The organism is Curtobacterium sp. YC1 (assembly GCF_016267665.1).
Lineage (GTDB): Bacteria > Actinomycetota > Actinomycetes > Actinomycetales > Microbacteriaceae > Curtobacterium.
In genome coordinates this window covers 1585650-1606171 of the sequence record NZ_CP066341.1, presented here as the reverse complement: position 1 = coordinate 1606171, position 20522 = coordinate 1585650, and the positions used below count along the sequence as shown (strand labels likewise).

The 20522-nt window shown below is 72.1% G+C and carries 18 protein-coding genes; 5 read left to right on the top strand and 13 right to left on the bottom strand.

Annotated features, from left to right (window positions below; all coding sequences use genetic code 11):
• The first annotated feature begins 68 nt into the window (after positions 1 to 68).
• From I8920_RS07590 to I8920_RS07575, 4 genes are all read left to right on the top strand, one after another.
• Positions 69 to 1604, top strand: coding sequence for a DUF3375 family protein (locus tag I8920_RS07590; RefSeq protein WP_198658513.1), 1536 nt, complete (start codon positions 69 to 71; stop codon positions 1602 to 1604).
• Positions 1601 to 2383, top strand: coding sequence for a DUF4194 domain-containing protein (locus I8920_RS07585; RefSeq protein WP_198658512.1), 783 nt, complete (start codon positions 1601 to 1603; stop codon positions 2381 to 2383). Before I8920_RS07590 ends, I8920_RS07585 begins: the two co-directional genes overlap by 4 nt.
• On the top strand, positions 2380 to 5751 hold the full coding sequence (locus tag I8920_RS07580; protein ID WP_198658511.1) for an ATP-binding protein: 3372 nt from the start codon (positions 2380 to 2382) through the stop codon (positions 5749 to 5751). The genes I8920_RS07585 and I8920_RS07580 overlap by 4 nt, the downstream gene beginning before the upstream one ends.
• Positions 5752 to 5886: 135 nt before the next feature.
• Positions 5887 to 6174 carry a hypothetical protein gene (locus I8920_RS07575; RefSeq protein ID WP_198658510.1) on the top strand — a complete coding sequence of 96 codons (288 nt, stop codon included), beginning with the start codon at positions 5887 to 5889 and terminating at the stop codon, positions 6172 to 6174.
• Positions 6175 to 6340: 166 nt separating this feature from the next.
• Here the strand turns inward: I8920_RS07575 and I8920_RS07570 are convergent, their stop codons facing one another.
• The gene (locus I8920_RS07570; protein ID WP_198658509.1) at positions 6341 to 7807 is read right to left on the bottom strand and encodes a peptide MFS transporter; all 1467 of its coding nucleotides are present in this window, start codon (positions 7805 to 7807) and stop codon (positions 6341 to 6343) included.
• Between the two features lie 256 nt (positions 7808 to 8063).
• Here I8920_RS07570 and I8920_RS07565 point away from each other — a divergent pair, with 256 nt between their 5' ends.
• Positions 8064 to 10184, top strand: coding sequence for an acyl-CoA dehydrogenase family protein (locus I8920_RS07565; RefSeq protein WP_198658508.1), 2121 nt, complete (start codon positions 8064 to 8066; stop codon positions 10182 to 10184).
• A gap of 25 nt (positions 10185 to 10209) precedes the next feature.
• On the opposite strand, the gene csrA is transcribed toward I8920_RS07565, so the two are convergent.
• The 12 genes from csrA to I8920_RS07505 form a co-directional block, all read right to left on the bottom strand.
• Positions 10210 to 10500: a carbon storage regulator CsrA gene (gene csrA / locus I8920_RS07560; RefSeq protein ID WP_198658507.1), complete on the bottom strand. Its 291-nt coding sequence runs from the start codon at positions 10498 to 10500 to the stop codon at positions 10210 to 10212.
• Between the two features lie 4 nt (positions 10501 to 10504).
• A complete protein-coding gene (locus tag I8920_RS07555) occupies positions 10505 to 11416 on the bottom strand; it encodes a hypothetical protein (RefSeq protein ID WP_198658506.1) in 912 nt (303 codons plus the stop codon).
• Entirely contained in the window at positions 11391 to 13445 is a 2055-nt protein-coding gene (locus tag I8920_RS07550) for a flagellar biosynthesis protein FlhA (RefSeq protein WP_198658505.1), read from the bottom strand. The genes I8920_RS07555 and I8920_RS07550 overlap by 26 nt, the downstream gene beginning before the upstream one ends.
• Positions 13442 to 14650 (bottom strand): EscU/YscU/HrcU family type III secretion system export apparatus switch protein, encoded by a 1209-nt coding sequence (locus tag I8920_RS07545; RefSeq protein WP_198658504.1) that lies wholly within the window; start codon positions 14648 to 14650, stop codon positions 13442 to 13444. The genes I8920_RS07550 and I8920_RS07545 overlap by 4 nt, the downstream gene beginning before the upstream one ends.
• Before the next feature lie 4 nt (positions 14651 to 14654).
• Positions 14655 to 15413, bottom strand: coding sequence for a flagellar biosynthetic protein FliR (locus tag I8920_RS07540; RefSeq protein WP_198658503.1), 759 nt, complete (start codon positions 15411 to 15413; stop codon positions 14655 to 14657).
• Positions 15413 to 15688 (bottom strand): flagellar biosynthetic protein FliQ, encoded by a 276-nt coding sequence (locus I8920_RS07535; protein ID WP_198658502.1) that lies wholly within the window; start codon positions 15686 to 15688, stop codon positions 15413 to 15415. The genes I8920_RS07540 and I8920_RS07535 overlap by 1 nt, the downstream gene beginning before the upstream one ends.
• A gap of 9 nt (positions 15689 to 15697) precedes the next feature.
• Positions 15698 to 16534: a flagellar type III secretion system pore protein FliP gene (fliP, locus tag I8920_RS07530; protein ID WP_198658501.1), complete on the bottom strand. Its 837-nt coding sequence runs from the start codon at positions 16532 to 16534 to the stop codon at positions 15698 to 15700.
• A complete protein-coding gene (gene fliO, locus I8920_RS07525) occupies positions 16531 to 17082 on the bottom strand; it encodes a flagellar biosynthetic protein FliO (RefSeq protein WP_198658500.1) in 552 nt (183 codons plus the stop codon). Before fliO ends, fliP begins: the two co-directional genes overlap by 4 nt.
• Before the next feature lie 10 nt (positions 17083 to 17092).
• Entirely contained in the window at positions 17093 to 17797 is a 705-nt protein-coding gene (gene fliN / locus I8920_RS07520; protein WP_198658499.1) for a flagellar motor switch protein FliN, read from the bottom strand.
• The gene (locus tag I8920_RS07515; protein WP_198658498.1) at positions 17797 to 18690 is read right to left on the bottom strand and encodes a flagellar motor switch protein FliM; all 894 of its coding nucleotides are present in this window, start codon (positions 18688 to 18690) and stop codon (positions 17797 to 17799) included. Before I8920_RS07515 ends, fliN begins: the two co-directional genes overlap by 1 nt.
• An 89-nt stretch (positions 18691 to 18779) precedes the next feature.
• Entirely contained in the window at positions 18780 to 19709 is a 930-nt protein-coding gene (locus I8920_RS07510; RefSeq protein ID WP_198658497.1) for an OmpA/MotB family protein, read from the bottom strand.
• Positions 19710 to 19711: 2 nt separating this feature from the next.
• The gene (locus I8920_RS07505; protein ID WP_198658496.1) at positions 19712 to 20521 is read right to left on the bottom strand and encodes a motility protein A; all 810 of its coding nucleotides are present in this window, start codon (positions 20519 to 20521) and stop codon (positions 19712 to 19714) included.
• Between the last annotated feature and the right edge of the window lies 1 nt (position 20522).

The window sequence follows — 20522 nt, the reverse complement described above, 5'->3', positions numbered from 1 at the left end:
GGCTCTTGTCATCTCACCGGTCCGCCGCTCGCGGGCCGGACCACCAGCACGATCGGACGAAGGGGCGCATGACCGACGTCGACCTCGAGTTCGCACGGGTCAGAGCGGTCCTCGACCGTCCCACCCTGCGGCTCATGTCCCGGCCGACCAGCGCCACCGTCCTCGCCGTCTTCCGTACGGTGTTCGACCGCGACGTGCAGTACGTCCCGGCCGACCGCATGCACCTGCAGGTCGAGGAGCACGTCGCGCGTCTGCAGGCCGCTGGCGCGCGAGTCCCCGCGAGCGAGCAGAACGAGGGCGACGAGGGAGGCCGACCGAACGGTCGCGCGCTCTGCCGCGAATGGGTCGCGGCGCAGTGGCTGGTCCGTTCGAACTCCCCCGACGGCGACGAGCAGTACTCGCTCACGAGCCACGCGCTCGAGGCGCTCTCCCTGGTCGACGCCCTGTCCGCCGACCGTGCCCTGATCAGCGAGAGCCGGCTGGCGATGATCGTCGACGCCGTGCACCGGTGGGCAGCCCGCGCCGAGCCCGACCCCGACGTGCAGATCCGCCGGATCGACGCCCAGATCGCCGAGCTGCAGGCCGAACGGGAACGCCTGGAGAACGGGGACGACGTCGTGGCCGTCGAGGACGACCGGATGCGTGACGGCTACACGAACATCTCCGACCTCATCCGCCAGCTGCCGAGCGACTTCAAGCGCGTCGAAGAGGCGGTCGCGGCGATGCACCGCTCGATCGTCGAGGACTTCCGGCAGGAGGTCCGCCCGATCGGCGAGATCCTCGACGACTACCTGGCGCGCACGGACAACCTCATGGAGGCCACCCCCGAGGGCCGTGCGTTCGAGGGCGCGTTCGAACTCCTCCGCGACGACGCCCTGCTCCTGCGGCTGCGCGACGACATCGGGACGATCCTGTCCCATCCCTTCGCGCGGGAGCTCGGTGCCGGCGAACGCCGCGCCTTCCGGAACACCGTCACGATCCTGCGCCAGGGCATCGAGGACGTCCTCGCCCAGCGCCGCCAGCTCACCGCCACGCTCCGCGACCAGATCGTCGCCCACGACGTCGTGCGCGACCGCGAGCTCGACGCCGTGCTCCGCTCGATCAACCGCGGCCTCGCGACGCTGATGGACCAGGGCGGTGCGCGCGACCGCATCCCGCTGCCGCTCCTGCCCGCCGCGGCCGAGGTCGGCACGCTGCGCGAACGCTTCTACGACCCGGACGCCGAGTCCGTGCCGCCACCCATCGAGGAGCCGGACGACGACGTCTTCGAGGACCTCGACGTCGAGATGCTCCGTCGACACGGTGGCCCACTCCTGACTGAGCTGCGCGCAGCGCTGCGGTTCGCCGAGGCCGACTCCAGCGCGGACGCGTTCCACGAGCTGCCGCCCGAGCAACGCCGACCGGTCGAACTGTTCGGCCTGGCGCACCTGCTCACGGGACACGAGGACTTCGAGGCGGCCACGCACGTCGCCGAGCACCGGACCGTCCGTCCCGACGGCACCGCGATCACCTTCCACATGCCCACCGCCGCACTCGCCGACGAGTCCGCAGCGGTCGGCGACGCACACGACGACGACACACAGAACGCACAGGAGGCACGGTGAGCGACACGACACCGGCACCGGTCGACGACACGGTCCCCGACGACGACGCCGCATCGGCGATGCAGGACGACGAGCGTGACGAGTCCAGCTTCGCCCTCTTCGAGGGCGACGAGGGGCGGCTCGACGAGCACCAGCGACGCGCCCTGGTGGCACTGCTGCGGCACTCGTACGTCAGCTCCCGCACCCACCCCGACGAGTGGCGTGCCGTGCTCGACGCCGAGTACCAGCTGCGCTCCCGCCTGAACGACCTGTTCCTCGAGCTGCACGTCGACCGTGACCGCGAGGTCGCCTGGAAGCGCCAGGCCCGCTCGGAGAGCCAGCGCCGCGCGTTCCCGACCCTGCTCCGCGACCTGCCGTACACCCGCGAGGAGACGATCGTCCTCGTGTACCTGCGGATGCGCCTGCGCGCCGACGCCCGACCGGGTCCCGACCAGGTGGTCGTCGACCGGTCCGAGATTCTCGGGCACGTGGCGGGCTTCCGACCGGCGACCGCGACCGACCGCACCCGCGACGAGGGCCGTGTCGCGAAGGCCGTCGAGCGCCTCGTCACCGCGCGCATCCTCATCCGCACCTCCGACCCGGACCGCTTCCGGGTGGCGAGCGTCGTCGAGGTGCTGCTCCCCCTCGAGCGCCTGCTCGAACTCGACGCGTGGTTGCGGACCACCACCGCGCAGACGGACGCGACCACCACGGGCGGCGAGCCGACCGACGGGGACGACCCCGGCCTCCCGACCGACACCGACACCGACACCGACGACGAAGGCGAGACGGAAGCGTGACCGACACGTTCGAGATCCCGGCGCTCTTCGACACGGTCGCGCAGTGGCGCGCCGAGTCGATGCAGGTCGTCAACTGGGGCGGGTTCCACGGCCACCGGCAGGTCGAGCTGTCCGGCACGGCGACGCTCATCTCCGGCGCCTCGGGCACCGGCAAGTCGACGCTGATGGACGCCTACCTGGCCGTGATGATGCCGTCGGACGTGCCGTTCAACGGTGCCTCGAACGACGCCACGACCGGGCGCGCCCGCAGCGCGGACCAGCGCAACCTGCTGACCTACCTGCGCGGCAAGGTCGACACCCGGCGCGACCCCGAGTCCGGCGCCCTGCGCGACGTCAACCTGCGCGGCGACGACCAGACCACGTGGGGTGCGGCGGCGGTCACGTTCCGGAACGACGACGAGCGGCGCTTCACCGTGCTGCGCGCGTACATCGTGCCGAAGCGCGCCCGCGGCGTCGGCGACATCCAGATGACCATGGCGACGGTCGACGACACCTTCGACCTGCGGCGGCTCGAGGAGTTCGTGCCGTCGCGGTTCCACCACCTCGAGCTGACCGGTCGCGTGCCGGGGCTCGTGATCCGCGACACCTACCAGGAGCTCGCGTACACGCTGCAGACCCGGCTCGGCATCGGCGACTCCGGGGGTGGCAACCGGGCGATGCGCCTGCTCGCGCGGATCCAGGCCGGGCAGCACCTGCCGACCGTCGACGCGCTGTACAAGTCGCTCGTGCTCGAGACCCCCGGCACGTACGAGGCGGCCGACCGGGCCCTCGCGCACTTCTCCGCCCTCGACGAGGCGTACGAGGCGATGGACACCGAGGAGCGGAAGGTCCGGATCCTCTCCCCCATCACCGAGCTGCACGACGAGATCTCCCGGTCCCGCGCAGCTGCGGACGCGCTCGACGGGATCGCCACGGGCGCCGAGGTCTCCCCGTTCGCGCACTGGACGGCGTCGCGCAAGCGGGACCTGCTCGACGCCGAGGTGTCGCGCAACGCCCGCGAGCGGACCGCTTCGCGCGCCGAGGTCGCCGCGGCCGAGGCCCGGCACGCCGCGGTCGAGATCGAGCTCCGCGACGCCGAGGCCCGGTTGCGCGACCAGGGCGGCAACGCCCTCGCGCAGCTCGAGGACCGCATCGAGCGCCTGACCCGAGAGCGCGACGCGGTGCTCCGGACCCGCGCGACGTTCGACGAGCGCACCGCGGTCCTCGGGTCGTCCGTGTCCACCGAGCAGGACTTCACCGCCGCGCAGCGGGGGTCGCACGACTTCCTCGGCACGTACGCCGCGTCGCGCACCTCGCTCGATGAGCGCCGCGACGCCCTGACGCGCGAGGAGTACCCGCTCCTCGACCGCGAGCGGTCCCTGCGCCAGGAGCGCCAGTCGCTCGAGCACCGGCAGGGCGCGATGCCGCTGCCGATGCACGAGGCCCGACTCGCGATGGCCCGCGCGGCCGGGATCGACCCGTCGGAACTGCCGTTCGTGGCGGAACTGCTCGACGTCCTGCCCGGCGAGGAACGCTGGCGCACGGCGATCGAGTCCGTCCTGGCGCCCGTCGCCCGCACGCTGCTCGTCGACCAGGACCGCCTGGCCGACTTCAGCGAGGCGATCGACGCCCTGCGCCTGCCGGTCCGCGTGCAGTTCGAGGGCGTGCCCACCGGCCCGCACCTCGACCTCGACGGCGACCCCGCGATGGTCTCCGGCAAGCTCGCGATCAAGCCGTCGCCGTTCAGCACCTGGGTGCGCGAGCGGATCGAGTCCGACCGCACCGACGCCCGCTGTGTCGCATCGGCGTCGGACCTGGGCGGCGGCGGCCGTCGGGTCACCGAGTCCGGTCAGCTGCGCGACGGCCGTCGTGGCGCACACGGCGACCGCCGGCAGTCGAACGTCATCGGCTTCACGAACGAGGCCCGCGTCGCCGCGGTCGAGCAGGAACTCGCGTCGATCGCCCAGGACCTCGCCACGCTCGAGGCCCGTCGGACCGACGTCGCGCAGGACCGCACCGCGCTCGACGTGCTCCGCGCCGCGCACCAGCACGTCGTCGACGTGACGTGGGCCGCGATCGACGTCGTCGGTCTGGAGGACTCGCTCGCGCGCCTCGACCAGGAACGCCAGGCGCTCCTCGCCGCCGACGACGGTCTCCGGACCCTGCGCGAGTCCGTCGCACGGCTGCGCACGGCCCTCGACGAGGCAGCGGACCGACGTGCTGCCGCCCGGCAGTCGGTGGTCCGGCTCGAGGAGCGGCACGCGGTGCTCGTCGACGGGCAGGACGCCGCGGCCGAGATCCTCGAGCGCTTCGCGGACGCCCCCGAGTCGCTGCCCGACGCCGAACAGTCCCGGCTGCTGTCGGAGACCTTCGAGGAGATCGGCGCGCCGGAGGGCGTGGACGGCTTCGACGACGCCACCCGTCGGCTCCGGCGGCGGCTCGAGGAACGGCTGTCGCAGGCGCTCGACGGCGCCGCGGCGGCCTCGACCTCACTGACGCTGACGTTCCAGCGGTACCAGGACGCCTGGCCCGACCCGAACCTCGGCACCGGGGTCGCGTCGTACCCGGATTACCACGCGATCCTCGACCAGATCGTGGCGACCGGCCTGCACGCCCGTCGCAGTGAGTGGCGTCGGCGGTTGTCGCAGTGGAGCGGTGAGGACCTCGTCCCGCTCGCCGGCGCCTTCGACCGCGCCGTCGTCGAGATCGAGGAGCGCCTGGAGCCCGTCAACGAGATCCTGCGCGAGCTGCCGTTCGGCGCGAACCGCGACCGCCTGAAGATCCAGATCCGCCGGGTCACGCGCGAGGACGTCACCGCCTTCCGCCGCGAGCTCCGCGCCCTGTCGGCGTCGGTCGACACCGAGCTCACCGACGACGTGCTCGAGACGCGGTTCCGCAGGCTCCGGCGCTTCATGGCGGTCATCCGGCCCGACCCGTCCGTTCCGCGTGGCGGCCGGACCACGCAGCGCGACGCGGTGCTCGACGTCCGCCGGCACATGGAGATCACGGCCGTGCGGTACGACACCGACGGTAACGACCTCGGGGTGTACTCGTCGCTCGGCGACAAGTCCGGTGGTGAGACGCAGGAGCTCGTCGCGTTCATCGTCGGCGCCGCCCTGCGCTACCAGCTCGGCGACGAGACGCGGCCCCGACCCCGGTTCGCGCCGGTGTTCCTCGACGAGGCGTTCATCAAGGCGGACTCGGAGTTCGCGGGCCGTGCGGTCACGGCGTGGCTCCGGCTCGGGTTCCAGCTGGTCGTGAGTGCGCCGCTCGACAAGGTCACGGCGCTCGAGCCCTCGATGGAGCGGCTGCTCTCGATGCGCAAGCACCCCGAGACGGGCCACTCGTCCATCACCGAGATCGCCCGGGTGGAGCCGGCCGCCGTCTGACGGCCGCCGGCGGCCCGGGCCGGCGCCGAGGTCGCACTTCGCCCCGCTCCCGGCACCGCCGGCCGGGCCGGAGTGCGACCTCGGTACCGCGGGAGGCCACGGCACAGAGTCAGGCCACACCGGTACGGTGTTGGCGTGTTCGGACGCCGCCGCTCCCCCAGTCCCCGCCCCGACGACCGCCCCGGCTTGGGGATCGGTGCCCTCGTGCAGGTCGTCGACACCGATCGGGGTGGCGAGCAGTGGGCCGACGAGCCGATCGGGGTGATCGTGTCTCCTGGCGGCAGCCAGATCGGTGGGACGCAGCGCACCTGGACGGTCGCCTTCGACGAGCCCGCGTACACGAAGGACGGCCGCGGCCCCTTCGAGCGCGCGACCGTCCTGAGTCGTCAGCTGGTGCCGGTCACGACCGACAGCGGCGAGTAGTCCGGGTCAGGGACTCAGTACTCCTCGGAGCCGCTCTTCATCATGGCGGCGACCGCCATGCAGCAGCCCACACCGCCGATCACGCCGACGCCGATGATGATGCCTGCGATGAGTTCGAGCATGGTGGTGACTCCTTGGTTGCGTCGGCCGTGTGGCTTCCCTCAGGCTACCGGATGCCGCGCATGAGCCGCAGCACCGGCCGGGCGAGCACGAGCAGGACCACGCCCACCGCTACGGCGACGAGCCCGAGGACCGTGAAGTACGGCGCCTCGTCCGCGGGGTCGTAGTAGCGGGACAACACGCCGGTGACGGCGGTGCCGAGCGACACCGACAGGAAGAACAGCGCCACCATCTGGGTCTGGAACTTCGGCGGCGCGAGCTTGGTGGCGACGGACTGCCCGACCGGCGAGAGCAGGAGCTCCGCGAGCGTGAAGACGAGCAGGATGCCGACGAGCGCCAGCAGCGGTGTGCCGTTCGTGCCCGTGCCGGTGAAGGGCAGGAAGAGCAGGAAGGCGACGCCCATGATCCCGGTGCCGAGCGCGAACTTGGTCGGGGTGGAGGGCTGCCGGTCGCCGAGCTTGGTCCAGATCGCGGCGAACACCCCGGAGAGCACGATGATGAAGACCGGATTGATCGACTGCACCCACGAGACGGGCATCTCCCAGCCGAACAGCGTGCGGTCGAGGCGTTCGTCGGAGTAGACCGTCACGACGGTGAACTGCTGCTGGTAGAGCGACCAGAACACGGCGCTCCCGATGAACAGCGGGATGAACGCGAAGACCCGCGAGCGTTCGTCGGCGGTGATGCCGCTCGACAGGATGACCACGAAGTACCCGATGGTGGCCAGGACGACGACCGCCACGACCACGGTGGGCAGGTTGCCGACGTTCAGCAGTCCGGTCAGGACGGCGAGCACGACGACCACGAGCGCCACGCCCACGGCGACGCCGATGAGGGGCAGGCGGCGGCGGTCGACCGGGTTGGCGACGTGGCGCACCGCGTCCGGCAGCTTCCGCCGACGGATCGCGTACTGCACCAGGCCCGCCGCCATGCCGACGGCAGCGAGTCCGAAGCCGTAGTGGAAGCCGAGCGAGCTCTGCAGCAGGCCGGTGAGCAGGGGGCCGAAGAACGCGCCGAGGTTCACGCCGAGGTAGTACAGCGAGAAGCCGGCATCGCGGCGCGGGTCCTCGCGGCTGTACAGCCCTCCGACGATCGTCGTGGCGGTGGCCTTGAGCCCGCCGGACCCGAGCGCGATGAGGACGAGGCCCACCCCGACGCCGGCGACCCCGGGGACGAGCGCGAGGGCGATGTGCCCGAGCATCACCACGACGGCGCTGCCGAACAGCGTGCGGTCGGCCCCGATCAGCCGGTCGGCGATCCACGCGCCAATGATCGTGAACAGGTAGACGGAGCCGCCGTAGGCACCCATGATCCCGCTGGCGGTGGCCTTGTCGATCCCGAGGCCGCCGTCCGAGAGCGTGTAGTACATGTAGATGAGGACGATGCCCTGCATCCCGTAGAACGAGAACCGCTCCCAGAGTTCGACCGCGAACGGCGTCGAGAGCTCGAACGGTTGCCCGAAGAAGGTGCGTCCGGGACGGGATCCGCGGTCCGCAGGGGTGGTACGTGACATGGCGGCAATCCTCCCCCGCGGCGGATCGACACGCACAATCGTCGACACCCGCTCAACAATTCGGTGAGCCGCGTCGCTGTCCGGCGTGCCCCGCCCCCTCCGCTCGACCGGACCGCTTTGGAGGGTTCCCACGACCGTCGCGGTCCTGCGACAGCCCGGACTTGTGCCGCCCGCACGGCGTTCGTCCCACTGTCGGCAGGGGTGTCTAGCGTGGGTCCTGCAACACGGACACCGCAGTTCAGGAGGACTCGCACACATGGTCGACACGGCTCCCGCCCAGCGCACCGCCACCCCGGACACCGCCGCCCCGGACGTCGACGCGCCCAACGCCGACGCGGCGGGCGACCCCGCTGCCGGGACCCCGACGGCCGGCACGGACACCGACGTCCGCATCGACGTCGAGTTGCTCGAGGAACTCCTGCTCGGTCGCTGGGCCGAGGATCGCCGACTCTCACGCCGGCTCGCGCTCGACCCAGCGATGCAGAAGATCGAGGGTCAGCCCATCGCCGAGCACCGTGCCCGCGTGCTCGAACAGCTCCGCGTCCTCGTCGACGCCGGGGCGATCCAGCGGCCCTACCCCGCCGAGTTCGGCGGCCAGGACAACCACGGTGGCAACCTCGCGGCGTTCGAGGAGCTCGTGACCGCCGACCCCTCCATGCAGATCAAGGCGGGTGTGCAGTGGGGGCTCTTCGGCTCCGCCGTGCACCACCTGGGCACCGAGGCGAACCACCGCGCGTTCCTGCCCGGCATCGTGTCCTTCGACGTGCCCGGCTGCTTCGCCATGACCGAGACCGGCCACGGTTCGGACGTGCAGAGCATCGCGACCACCGCGACGTACGACCCCGAGACGCAGGAGTTCGAGATCCACACCCCGTTCCGCGGAGCGTGGAAGGACTACATCGGCAACGCCGCGCTGCACGGCCGTGCCGCCGTGGTGTTCGCGAAGCTCGTGACCGCCGGCGTCGACCACGGCGTGCACGCGTTCTACGTCCCGCTGCGCGACGACGAGGGCGCGTTCCTGCCCGGGGTCAGCGGCGAGGACGACGGACCCAAGGGCGGGCTGAACGGCATCGACAACGGCCGCCTGGCCTTCGACCACGTCCGGGTCCCCCGCACGAACCTGCTGAACCGCTACGGCGACGTCGCCGCCGACGGCACCTACTCGTCGCCGATCGCCTCGCCCGGTCGCCGGTTCTTCACCATGCTCGGCACGCTCGTGCAGGGCCGCGTGTCGCTCGACGGCGCCGCGGTCGTCGCGCAGAAGCTCGCGCTGCAGATCGCCCTGACGTACGCGATGCAGCGTCGGCAGTTCCCCACCGGAGACGGCACCGAGGGCGTCCTGCTCGACTACGGCCGCCACCAGCGACGCCTGATCCCGCGCCTGGCCACGGTGTTCGCGCAGTCCTTCGCGCACGAGAAGCTGCTGCGCACCTTCGACGACGTCTTCAGCGGGCGCGAGGACACCCCGGAGCGCCGGGAGGACCTGGAGACCCAGGCCGCCGCCTTCAAGTCGATGTCCACGTGGTCGGCGCTCGACACCCTGCAAGAGGCACGCGAGGCCTGCGGTGGCGCGGGCTTCCTGGCCGAGAACCGCCTGACCGGGCTCCGCGCCGACCTCGACGTGTACGTGACGTTCGAGGGCGACAACACGGTGCTGCTGCAGCTCGTCGGCAAGCGCCTGCTCACCGAGTTCCGCGCCAAGGCCCCGAAGGACGCCGCCTCGACCGCGAAGTTCGTCGCGTCGGTCGCCGCGGGCAAGCTCGCCGACGCCAGCGGCATCCGCCGTCTCGGGCAGACCGTGGCCGACCGCGGGTCCCTGGCCGCGAGCGTCGCCGACCTGCAGGACCCGCGGACGCAGCGTGCGCTGCTCGCCGGCCGGGTCGACACGATGGTCGCCGAGATCGGTCTGCGACTGGCGTCCGCCGGCAAGGACCGAGCCCGCGCGGCCCGGCTGCTCAACCGGTCCCAGCACGAGTTGATCGAGGCGTCGAAGGCGCACGCCGAGCTCATGCAGTGGGACGCCTTCACCGAGGCGCTCGACGCGGTCCCCGAGGGTGACACCCGTCGCACGCTCGTCTGGCTGCGCGACCTGTTCGCGCTCGGCCTGCTCGAGCAGCACCTGGACTGGCACCTGCTGCACGGACGGCTCTCGGCGCAGCGCGCCCGCGCGGTGTCGGCCTACGTCGACCGGCTGGTCGCCCGCGTCCGTCCGATCGTCCCGCAGCTGCTCGACGCGTTCGGCTACGAGCCCGGCCACGTGCGCGCCCCGATCGCACTCGGTGCCGAGCAGGCCCGCCAGGACGAGGCACGCGCCTGGTTTGCGGCGGAGGCCGCCGCCGGTCGTCTGCCCGAGCAGGAGAAGAAGCCGAAGCCCTGACGGTCGTCGCGACGACCGCCGCTCGCTAGGAGTCGGTCGGCTCCGGGTCCGACGACCCGGACGCCGTCCGGCCCGCAGCGGGCCCACGACGCCCACCGAGCGCCGCACGCAGCTGCGCCTCGGCGTCGTCGCCGACGGCTGCCGCCTCGGCGTTGGCCTCGGCCACCGCCCGCACGACCTCTTCACGCTGGATCTTCACCCCGCGGGGCGCGTCGATGCCGATCCGGACGCCGTCGCCCCGGGAGTCCAGCACCGTGATGACGATGTCGTCCCCGACGAGGATCCGTTCGCCGACCTTCCGCGTGAGTACCAGCACCCGGTCAGCCTAGCGACAGGACCGGGAGCCCCAGCAGGTCCACCGACTCCGGCGTGGCGGTCTCACCCGCACCGATCGCGATCACGCCGGCCACGGGCATCCGCGCCTCGACCGCCGCCACCATCGCCGCCGAGTCGGCCGGCTTCCGTCCGACGTCGACGACCACCCACACCTGGTCGGCCTGCAGCGCGTCACCGGTGGCCCGGTCGTCCCACGCGGCCACGGCGAGCACCGCGCGTCCGTCCCGGACGCCGTCGGCCCGGGCCAGGATCGCGGCCCGCCGGTCCGCCGCGTCCGTCGGCCGCAGCGTGTGCCGCACGGCGAACAGCCCGGCGGCCGCGTCGACGTCGTTCGGTCGGCCGACCAGCAGCACCAGGTCGCCGTCCGCCGAGCGGACGGCCGGGGTGGTCGACCGCACCACGGGCCGGACCGGGGCGGCGTCGACGAGGTGGGTCGGGCCTCCGGGCAGGGTGTCGACGGCGGCCTGGAGGCGCGGGTCGAGCCCCGGGGACCGGTCCGGCTCCGGCGCGGGCGGCGCCGGGCGCGGCGCGCTCCCCGTGATGCCGTCGGCCTGGAACCCGTCGAGCACCGACGCGAACGCGTCGGCGCGGGTGGTCGCGGTGCCGTCGGTGCCCGCGATCCGGGCCTCGGCTTCCTCGGCGTCGGCGAGGAGCGCGGCGATCCCGGCGCGCTGCACGGGCGTGTCCGCGATCACGACGCGGGCGGTGGGCAGCTCCCCCGGTGCGGGCACCTCGACCGTGGCCTCGACGTGTGCCCTGCGGAGCAGGCCGCCGAGGCGGGGTGCCGTGACCCGTTCGGCGGCGACGATGCGCGCGCCCGCGCCGAACTCGGAGCGGACGGCGTCGCGGACCTCCGCGAGCGTGGCGCCGCTACGCTGCAATCGGGTCGGCGGCACGGACGACTCCCACGGTCTCGATGGTGGAGCCCGCGGCGGTGGCCTCCTGGTACGACAGCACCGGGAGCCCGTTCGACTGGGCGGCGACCATGCGGTGCACGGCCGGGCGGAGCTGGGGGGCGCAGACCAGGACGGCGGAGAGCCCCTGGTCCTCGACGGAGCGGACGGCGTCGCGGACGGACCCGAGCACCTGCTCGATGCGGTGGGCGTCGAGGACGATCTGGCTGCCCTGCTCCGAGGGGCGGAGGCCTTCGAGCATCGACTGTTCGAGCAGGGGGTCGATCATGATGACGCGCAGGGTGCCGGCGTCGGTGTGCCGTGCGGCGAGGGCCGGGCCGAGCGCGGCGCGGGCTGCCTCGACGAGTCCCTCCGGGTCGGTGGACACCTTGGCGCGCAGCGTCAGCGCCTCGCAGATCCGACCGAGGTCGTTGATCGGCACCCGTTCGGCGAGCAGCCCCTGCAGCACCCGCTGCAGTTCCGCCATCGACAGCATGCCGGGCACGAGTTCCTCGACCGCGGCGGGGTTCACCTGCTTGACGCCCTCGGTCAGCACCTTGACGTCCTCGCGGGTGAGCAGGCGTCCCGCGTTGTCGCCGATCACGGCCTGCAGGTGCGTGACGAGCACGGACACCCGGTCGATCACCGTCGCGCCGGTCATCTCGGCCGCGTGGCGCAGCTCGGCCGGCACCCACTTGCCGGTGAGGCCGAACACCGGTTCCACCGTGGAGGCTCCCGGCAGACCGTCCAGGTGGTCGCCGAGGGCGAGCACGCTGCGGGCGGGCGCGGTGCCCCGGCCGGCCTCGACCCCGGCGATCCGGATCGCGTAGGTCGACGGCGGCAGGTCGATCGAGTCGCGTGTGCGGACCGGCGGCACGACGATGCCCATGTCCACGGCGATCTTGCGGCGCAGCGCCCGGACGCGGCCGAGCAGGTCGTCCGAGGCGCCGGACACCATGTCCACCAGGTCCGGGGCGAGCAGGATCTCGAGGGCGTGCACGCGCATCTGCTCGATCAGGTCCTCCGGGGTGTCCGCCGAGGGGGTGCTCGCCTCGAGTGCCTGCTGCCGGGCGGCGTCGGCCTCGGCGCGGGCGACGTTCCGGCCGATGCGCCAGCCGGTGAACAGCAGCGTCGCGCCGACGAGCAGGAACGGCAGGATCGGCATGCCGGGGATGAAGCCCATCGCGATCGCGGCCACGCCGGCGATCATCAGGGCGTTGCGCGACTGCGACAGCTGCGTGGCGGCCGAGGCGCCCATCTCCGACTCCGCGCCGGAGCGGGTGACGATCATGCCCGTCGACACCGCCATGAGCAGGGCGGGGATCTGCGTGACCAGGCCGTCGCCGATGGTCAGGATGCCGTACTTCGACAGGGCGTCGGTGGCGGACAGCCCGTTCTGCAGCATGCCGATCGCGATGCCGCCCACCAGGTTGATGATGATGATGAGGATGCCGGCGATGGCGTCGCCCTTGACGAACTTCGACGCGCCGTCCATCGCACCGTAGAAGTCCGCCTCCGCCGACACCGCGGCGCGGCGGTCCTTCGCCTGCTCGTCGGTGATGAGCCCGGCGTTCAGGTCGGCGTCGATCGCCATCTGCTTGCCCGGCATCGCGTCGAGCGTGAACCGGGCCCCGACCTCGGCGACGCGCTCGGCACCCTTCGTGACGACGACGAACTGGATGACGATGAGGATCAGGAAGATCACGGCGCCGATGATGATCGACCCGGACACGGCGACGTGGCCGAACGCCTGGATGACGTCGCCGGCGAAGCCCTCGCCGAGCACGAGCCGGGTGGACGCGACGTTGAGCCCCAGACGGAACAGCGTCGCGACGAGGAGCAGCGACGGGAACACCGAGAAGTCGAGCGGCTTCTTGACGAAGAGCGTCGTGAGCAGGATCACCAGCGCCAACAGGATGTTGATGATGATGAGGAAGTCGAGCAGGAACGACGGCACCGGCAGGATCAGCAGCAGGATGATGCCGACGATGAACACCGGGACGACGAGCTTCGGCAGGTCCTTACGGTTCATGCGGGGGCTCCCTCTCTGACGGACGGTGCCGACGGGGCGGCTTCGGGGCGGGGTGTGCGGAGTCGGCGCGGGCGGAGGTCACCGGACAGGGTCGCCGGGTCGAGGACGGTCGCGACCTCGTCGGGCGTGGTCGGCCGCGGCGCCGCGTGGGTGCCGGCCGCCGAACCACGGGCCCGGAGCGCCATCACGAACGACAGCACGCGGGCCACCGGCGTGTACAGGTCCACCGGGATCTCGTGGCCGAGCTCGCACGCGGCGTGCAGGGCGCGGGTCAGGGGCACGTCACGGACGATCGGCACCCGTTCCTGCTCGGCGCGGGCGCGGATGACGTCGGCGACCGGGCCGGCGCCCTTCGCGACCACCCGCGGCGCGGACCGGCCGGGCTCGTACGTGATGGCGACCGCGTAGTGCGTGGGGTTCGTGATGACGACGTCGGCGGTGCCGACCGCCTGGATCATCCGGTTGCGGCTCATGGCGAGCTGCCGCCCCCGGCGCTGCGACTTCACGAGCGGGTCGCCCTCGGTCCGCTTCGACTCGTCCTTGACCTCGCGCTTGGTCATCATCGTGCGCTTGCGGTTGCGGCGGACGACCACGAACACGTCGAGCGCGGCGAGGACCAGCCCGGCGACGACGGCGGCGCGGAGCAGCGTGCCCGAACCGGCAGCCGCTGCCTCGAGCACCGCCGACAGCGGCAACGACCCGCTCGTCATGAGGACGGGCATGAGTCCCTGCACGGCGAACCACAGCACGAGCCCGACGACGACGGTCTTCAGCAGGGCCTTCGCACCGTTCCACAGGGCCTGCGTGCCGAAGACCCGCTTGAGCCCGGCGACGGGGTCGAAGTGCTCGGGCTGCGGGGTCATCTTGCGCAGGTGCACGCCGCCCTGGGCCACCGCCGTGGCGAGCACGGCCACCGCGACCACGGCGAGCATCGGCCCGAGCGTCGCCGCCATCGACCCGAGGGCGTCGGCGAGCAGGGCGCGCACGGCGCCGAGCTCGGGCTGCGCGATCACCCGCTGCACGCCGCGCAGCTGCTCCTCGCCGGCGGCGGCCGCGTTGCCGATGGTGGCCGGCATCATGAGCGCGGCGACCGCGATGCCGATCCACGCGCCGAGGTCCTGCGAACGACCGAGCTGGCCCTTCTCGTGGACCTCGCGCATCCGCTGCTGGGTCGCCTGTTCGGAACGTTCTCCGCTGTCGGACACGTCGTCACCCCCGTCCCGTGATCGCCTCGACGGCGTCGCCGGTCAGCGACGACACCACCGAGGGCAGGGCCATGAAGAGCGCACCGGCGAACAGGACGGTCAGACCGATCTTGATCGGGAACCCCATCTGGAACGCGTTGAGCGCCGGGGCCACCCGGGTCAGGAGCCCCAGGCCGACGTCGGCCAGGAAGAGCACGACGACCAGGGGGCCGGCGATCTGCAACGCCGCCAGGAACATCTGCGACATCGCCGCGACGAGCATCGCGGCGAGCCCGTCGACGGCGAACTCGCCGGTGAGCGGCACCGCGTCGAACGACCGCACGAGTCCGCCGATGATCATCTGGTAGCCGCCGGAGGTGAAGAGCAGCGCGAGCGCCGTCATCTGGAACAGGCGCGTGAACTGCGCACCGTTCACCTGCGACTGCGGGTCGAACGCCTGCGCGAGCGTGAACCCGCCGAACAGGTCGATGAGCGCGCCGGCGGACTGCACGGCGGCGAACACCAGGAAGACCAGGAACCCGAGCGACAGCCCGACCACGAGCTGGGTGAGCAGGGCGAGCAGGAACGGGCCGGTCGCGAGCTGCTCGTAGTCGACCGCGACGCGCGGGGCGACCCCGATGGCGAGTCCCAGACCCAGGATCACCTTCACGGTGCCGGGGAACGCGCGGTACGAGAACGGCGGCGCGATGACGAAGAACGCGACGAGCCGGACGCCGGCGAGCATGGTCGCCTCCAGACGGTCGGCGTCGACGCTGAGCTCCATCAGGCGTGCCCGAGCAGCCTCGGGATCATGTCGAAGGCGACGTGCGTGAACGCGATCATCTCCGAGATCATCCAGTTGCCACAGACCACCAGGGCGATCGCGACGGCGACGGCCTTCGGCACGAACGAGAGCGTGACCTCCTGGATCTGCGTGACCGACTGGAACAGCGAGATCGCGAAGCCCACGACGAGCGAGGTCACGAGGACCGGCGCGGCGAGCTTGCCCGACACCAGGAGCGCCTGCAGCACGAGGTCGATGACGGCCTGCTGGTTCATGCGTGCCCCCTAGACAACGTGGTAGCTCTCGATGAGCGACGTGATGATGAGGCCCCAGCCGTCGACCAACACGAAGAGCAGGATCTTGAACGGCAGCGAGATCATGACCGGCGGGAGCATCATCATGCCCATCGACATGAGGGCCGCGGAGACGACGAGGTCGATCACCAGGAACGGGATGAAGATGACGAAGCCGATGATGAACGCGCTGCGGAGTTCGGAGATGATGAACGCCGGGATCACCGTCGTCATCGGCACGTCGGCCATCGACTCCGGGTTGTCGAGCCCGGCGGCCCGCGTGATCAGTGCGACGTCCTCGTCGCGGGTCTGGTGCAGCATGAAGGTCCGCAGGGGCTTCGTGCCGATCTCGACGGCCTGGGCGAAGTCCACCTTGCCGGCCAGGTAGGGCTGCAGCGCGTCGTCGTTGATGTGCCCGAGCACCGGTGCCATCACGAACAGCGACAGGAACAGTGCCAGACCGGCGATCACCTGGTTCGGCGGGATCGACTGCAGCCCCAGGGCGTTCCGGGTCATCGCGAGCACCACGAAGATCTTGGTGAACGACGTCATCATGAGCATGAGCGCCGGGGCGACGCTCAGCAGGGTGATGCCGATCAGGGTGACGACCGCCGACGACGGCGTGCCGTCCGGGCCGTTGACGCTGACGCTGAAGTCGCCGGTCGCGGGGGCCGTCGGGGTGGTCGGCGCAGTCGGCTCCACGACCCCGGCGGCGTGCGCTCCGGACGTGGTGAGCACCAGGAACCCGGCGACGACCGCCAGCCCGAGCAGCACGAGGGCGACGAGCCGCCCCGTCCGTGCGAGCCCGTGCGGCCCCGCCGCCGTCACCCGGCCCGCCGGTTCCGCAGCGCGGCCGCAGCCTGGCGCCAGGTGTCGACCGACAGGATCGAGCCCTGCAGCTGCGGCGCGCTCGGCACGACGCGCTGCTGGCGGCGGTTGCGCGGGCGCATCGGCAGCGGCGCGACCGCGCTGGTCGCGCCGGTCGCGTCCGTCGAACCGGTCTGGAGGCCCGTGGTGGCGTCCGTCTGCTGCGCGAGTTCCCGCCCGAACGCGTCGGCCGACGGTGCGGGTCGCACCGGCAGCGCCACCGGTCCGGTCACGATGGTGAGCTCCGGCGCGGGCGCCTGCCCGCTGGTGAGCAGGTTGACGCCCTGCTCGGACACGCCGAGCACGAGTCGTTCCCCCTCGACGTCGACCACGACGACGCTCGCCTTGCCGCCGATGCTCTGCCGGCCGACGACCTCGACGGACGCCGCGCGGCGACCGGAGGGCTTGCCGGCGAAGCGCTTCCGGCTGGCACGGTGCAGCACCCACATGAGGGCGAGCACCACGCCGAGCGAGAGCGCGACGCGGACGGTGACGACGAGGGTGTCCACGGGCGCGGGCTCAGACGCTCTCGGCGACGTCGAGGATGCGCGTGATCCGCACCGCGTAGTCCTGGTCCACCACGACGACCTCGCCGTGCGCGATGAGGCGACCGTTCAGCAGGACGTCGGCGGGGGCACCGGCGCTGCGGTCGAGCTCGACGACGGCGCCCGGCTCCATGCCGAGCACGTCCCGCACCGACATCCGGGTGCGGCCGATCTCGACCGTCAGGGTCATCTCGACGTTGTTGATCCGGCCGAGGTTGCCGGCCGGCACGCTCGTGGCCGCGGGAGCCGACACGGTGCCGTTCTCGCGCACCCGGATGCCGAACCAGCCGGCGGGAGCACCGGCGGCGGTCAGCTCGAACACCACGGTGTCGGGGTCGGCCAGCAGCGACGACGCCGACCCGCGGCTCGCTTCGCCGAGCACACCGACGCCGAGCACCCCGGCAGCGGCCTCGAGCGACGGCCGCAGCACGTCGGTGACCGCGACGATGCCCTGGTCGGGGCCGCCGGCCGCCGTGATGCCCTCGAGGTCGGTGAGCACGAGCGCGAGGTCGGCCGACAGGCCGCCGACGAACGAGGCGACCACCGCGTCGGTGGCCGCGTCGAGCACGACCGGTGTCGCGCCTCCAGGCAGCAGCACCGCGCTCAACGGGGCCGCCGTCGGGAGCTGCGCCGCGAGCGACTCGGCCGCCGCGGTGTGGAGGGTGGTCGTTTCGGTCATCAGTGCTGCTCCGTGCTCGTGGTGGTGACGACGATGCCGGCGAGGCGCGAGCCGTTCGCGCCGACCGCGGCGGTGCCGACGGGTTCGCCGTCGACCGCGATGGTGAGGGGGCGGTGCTGCGGGTGCGGCAGCGGCAGGAGGTCGCCGACGGCCAGGCGGAGCACCTGCGACGGCAGCACCGTCGCCGGGGCGAAGTGCAGGCTCACGCCGACGGGCACGCTCTCGAGCTGCGCGTCGAGCTGCGCGCGGGCATCGGCGGGCGACACGTGGGTCGCGGCCTCGCCGAGCTGCGGCAGGACGGCCTCGGCCGGCAGCGCCAGCGTGCCGGGGGCGATGCGGTCACCGACCCGAATCGAGAACGAGGCGACGATCATCAGGTCGCCCTTCTGGGCGGCCTGGGCGAACTGGCTGTTGAACTGGAACCCGCCGGTCGTCACCTCGTGCACGAGCAGTCCACCGAACGAGTAGCGCAGGTCGTCGAGGGCGTCCTCGACGATCTTCCGCACCAGGGCCTGCTCGATGGGGGTGAACGTGCGGTCCGGTGTGGGCAGCGGCTTCGACGCGCCGAGGGCGTGCGACACCCAGGTCAGGGCAGCGTCCAGCGGGACCTGCAGGACCCCCTTCGGCGCCATCTCCGCGATCGGCAGCAGCACCATGCCGGTGAGCGCGGGCAGCGACGCGGCGTACTCGTCGTACGTCGTCATCTGCACCTGCTCGCAGGTCACCTGGCTGACGGCGCGCACCTTCGCCGTGAGCTGCGTGCCCCACTGCCGCGCGAACGTCTCGAAGGCGAGCTCGAGCACCCTGGCGTGCTCGCGGGCGAGCGTCGACGGGCGCGCGAAGTCGTACACCTCGGGCGCGGGCGCTCCGGTCGCGGGCAGGGTGTCGGTCACGGGGGCGTCTATCGGTCACCTGTGGGGTGCCCGTCAGTCCTGTACCCCGTAGTGGGGCGGTCCGGGTCCGTGGCCCCGGTGTGCGTGCGTCAGCCCTGGCGTGCTCCGTCCTGCGCCTTCGCCAGCGCGGGCATGAGGGCGCTGACGTCCTGGTCGGCGTTCGACAGCACCACGATGTCGACGCGACGGTTCAGCGCGAGATCCCGGTCCGAGCCGCCCTTCGCCAGCGGCCGGCTCGATCCGAACCCGACGCTCTGCACGTTCGCCCCCGGCATGCCGCCCCGCTCGACCAGGTCGCGCAGGACCCCGGTCGCACGAGCCGCGCTGAGCTCCCAGTTCGTGGCGTACGGTGCGGTCGAGTTCCGCTGGTCCGCGTGGCCCTCGACGCTGACGTCGTGGCGGCTCGTCCTCAGGACGGGTGCGATCGCGTCCATGATCGACCGTGCCTGGTCGGACAGGTCGGCGCTGTTCGTGCCGAAGTACGTCTCGCTGCCGACCAGTCGGATCGTGAGCCCACGGGCGTCGAGCGTGAACTGCACGTTCGCGGTCTGCCCGGCGCCCTGCAGGTTCCGCTGGATCCGGCGCTCCAGCCGGGTCAGGTCCTCGAGCTCCCGCTTCGCCGCCGCGACGTCCCGCTCGGACGCGGTCGCCGGCACCACGGTCGACGCCGGGTCGACGTTCGTGTCCTCCACGCCGGACGACGCCGTCGAGTGGTCGGCCTGCGACTCGTCCGTCGAGTAGCCGGAGCCGTCCTCGACCTGGTCCTTCGTGACGACCGTGCCGCTCGCGGTGTCGATCTTCTGCGACTCGACCTCGCCGAACCCGGTGGCGAGCGAGTTCTTCAGCTGGATGTACTTCTGCTGGTCCACGGTGGACATCGCGAACAGCACCAGGAACATGCACATGAGCACCGTGATCATGTCCATGTACGACGCCATCCAGCGCTCGTCGGGGTGCTCGGCCTCGTCGTGCGACTTCTTCGCGCGGCCGCGACCGCGCCCGCGGGGGTTCGCGCTCATCGTCAGGCCGCCAGCTGCTGCTCGTCGGCCGGGTCGTGCTTCCCGCCCTTCGCCGCGGCGACGCGCGCGGCCGGCGGCACCATGGCCTTCAGCCGCTCACCGAGCAGGCGGGGCTGGCTGCCGGCCTGCACGGCCAGCAGGCCCTCCATCAGCAGGGTCTGACGGTCCGACTCCAGCTGCGCGAGCTTCCGGAGCTTGCCGCCGAACGGCAGCCACAGGAAGTTCGCCGTCAGCAGGCCCCACAGGGTGGCGACGAAGGCACTGGCGATGAGCGGACCGAGCTCGTCCGGCTTGCCGAGGTTGGCGAGCACGTGGGTCAGCGACACGACCGTGCCGATGATGCCGACGGTCGGGGCGAAGCCACCCAGACCCATGAAGAACGCACTCGCGCTGCGCATCGGCGCCGCGTTCGACTCGATCTCGTCCTCGAGCAGGATCCGAAGCTCGTCGCCGTCGGTGCCGTCCGCGATGTTCTGCAGCGCCTTCCGCATGAACGGGTCGTCGTGCTTGTCGGCCTCCTGCTCCAGGGCGAGCAGGCCGTTCGCCCTGGCGGTCTCGGCGAGCCCGACGACGTCGTCGATGACCGTCTGCGGCGGGGTGACCCGACCCGTGAAGGCCTTGGGGATCATCTTGAAGGCGGCCAGGGCGTCCTTCATGGTCGTGCTCGCGATGCCGCAGCCGATCGTGGCGACGAACACCAGGAGCATCGGCGCGGGCAGGAACAGGCCCGCCATCTCGACGTGCTCCATCTGGGCCATGCCGAAGAGCGCACCGAAGGCGAGCAGGATGCCGATGATGGTCGCGATGTCCACG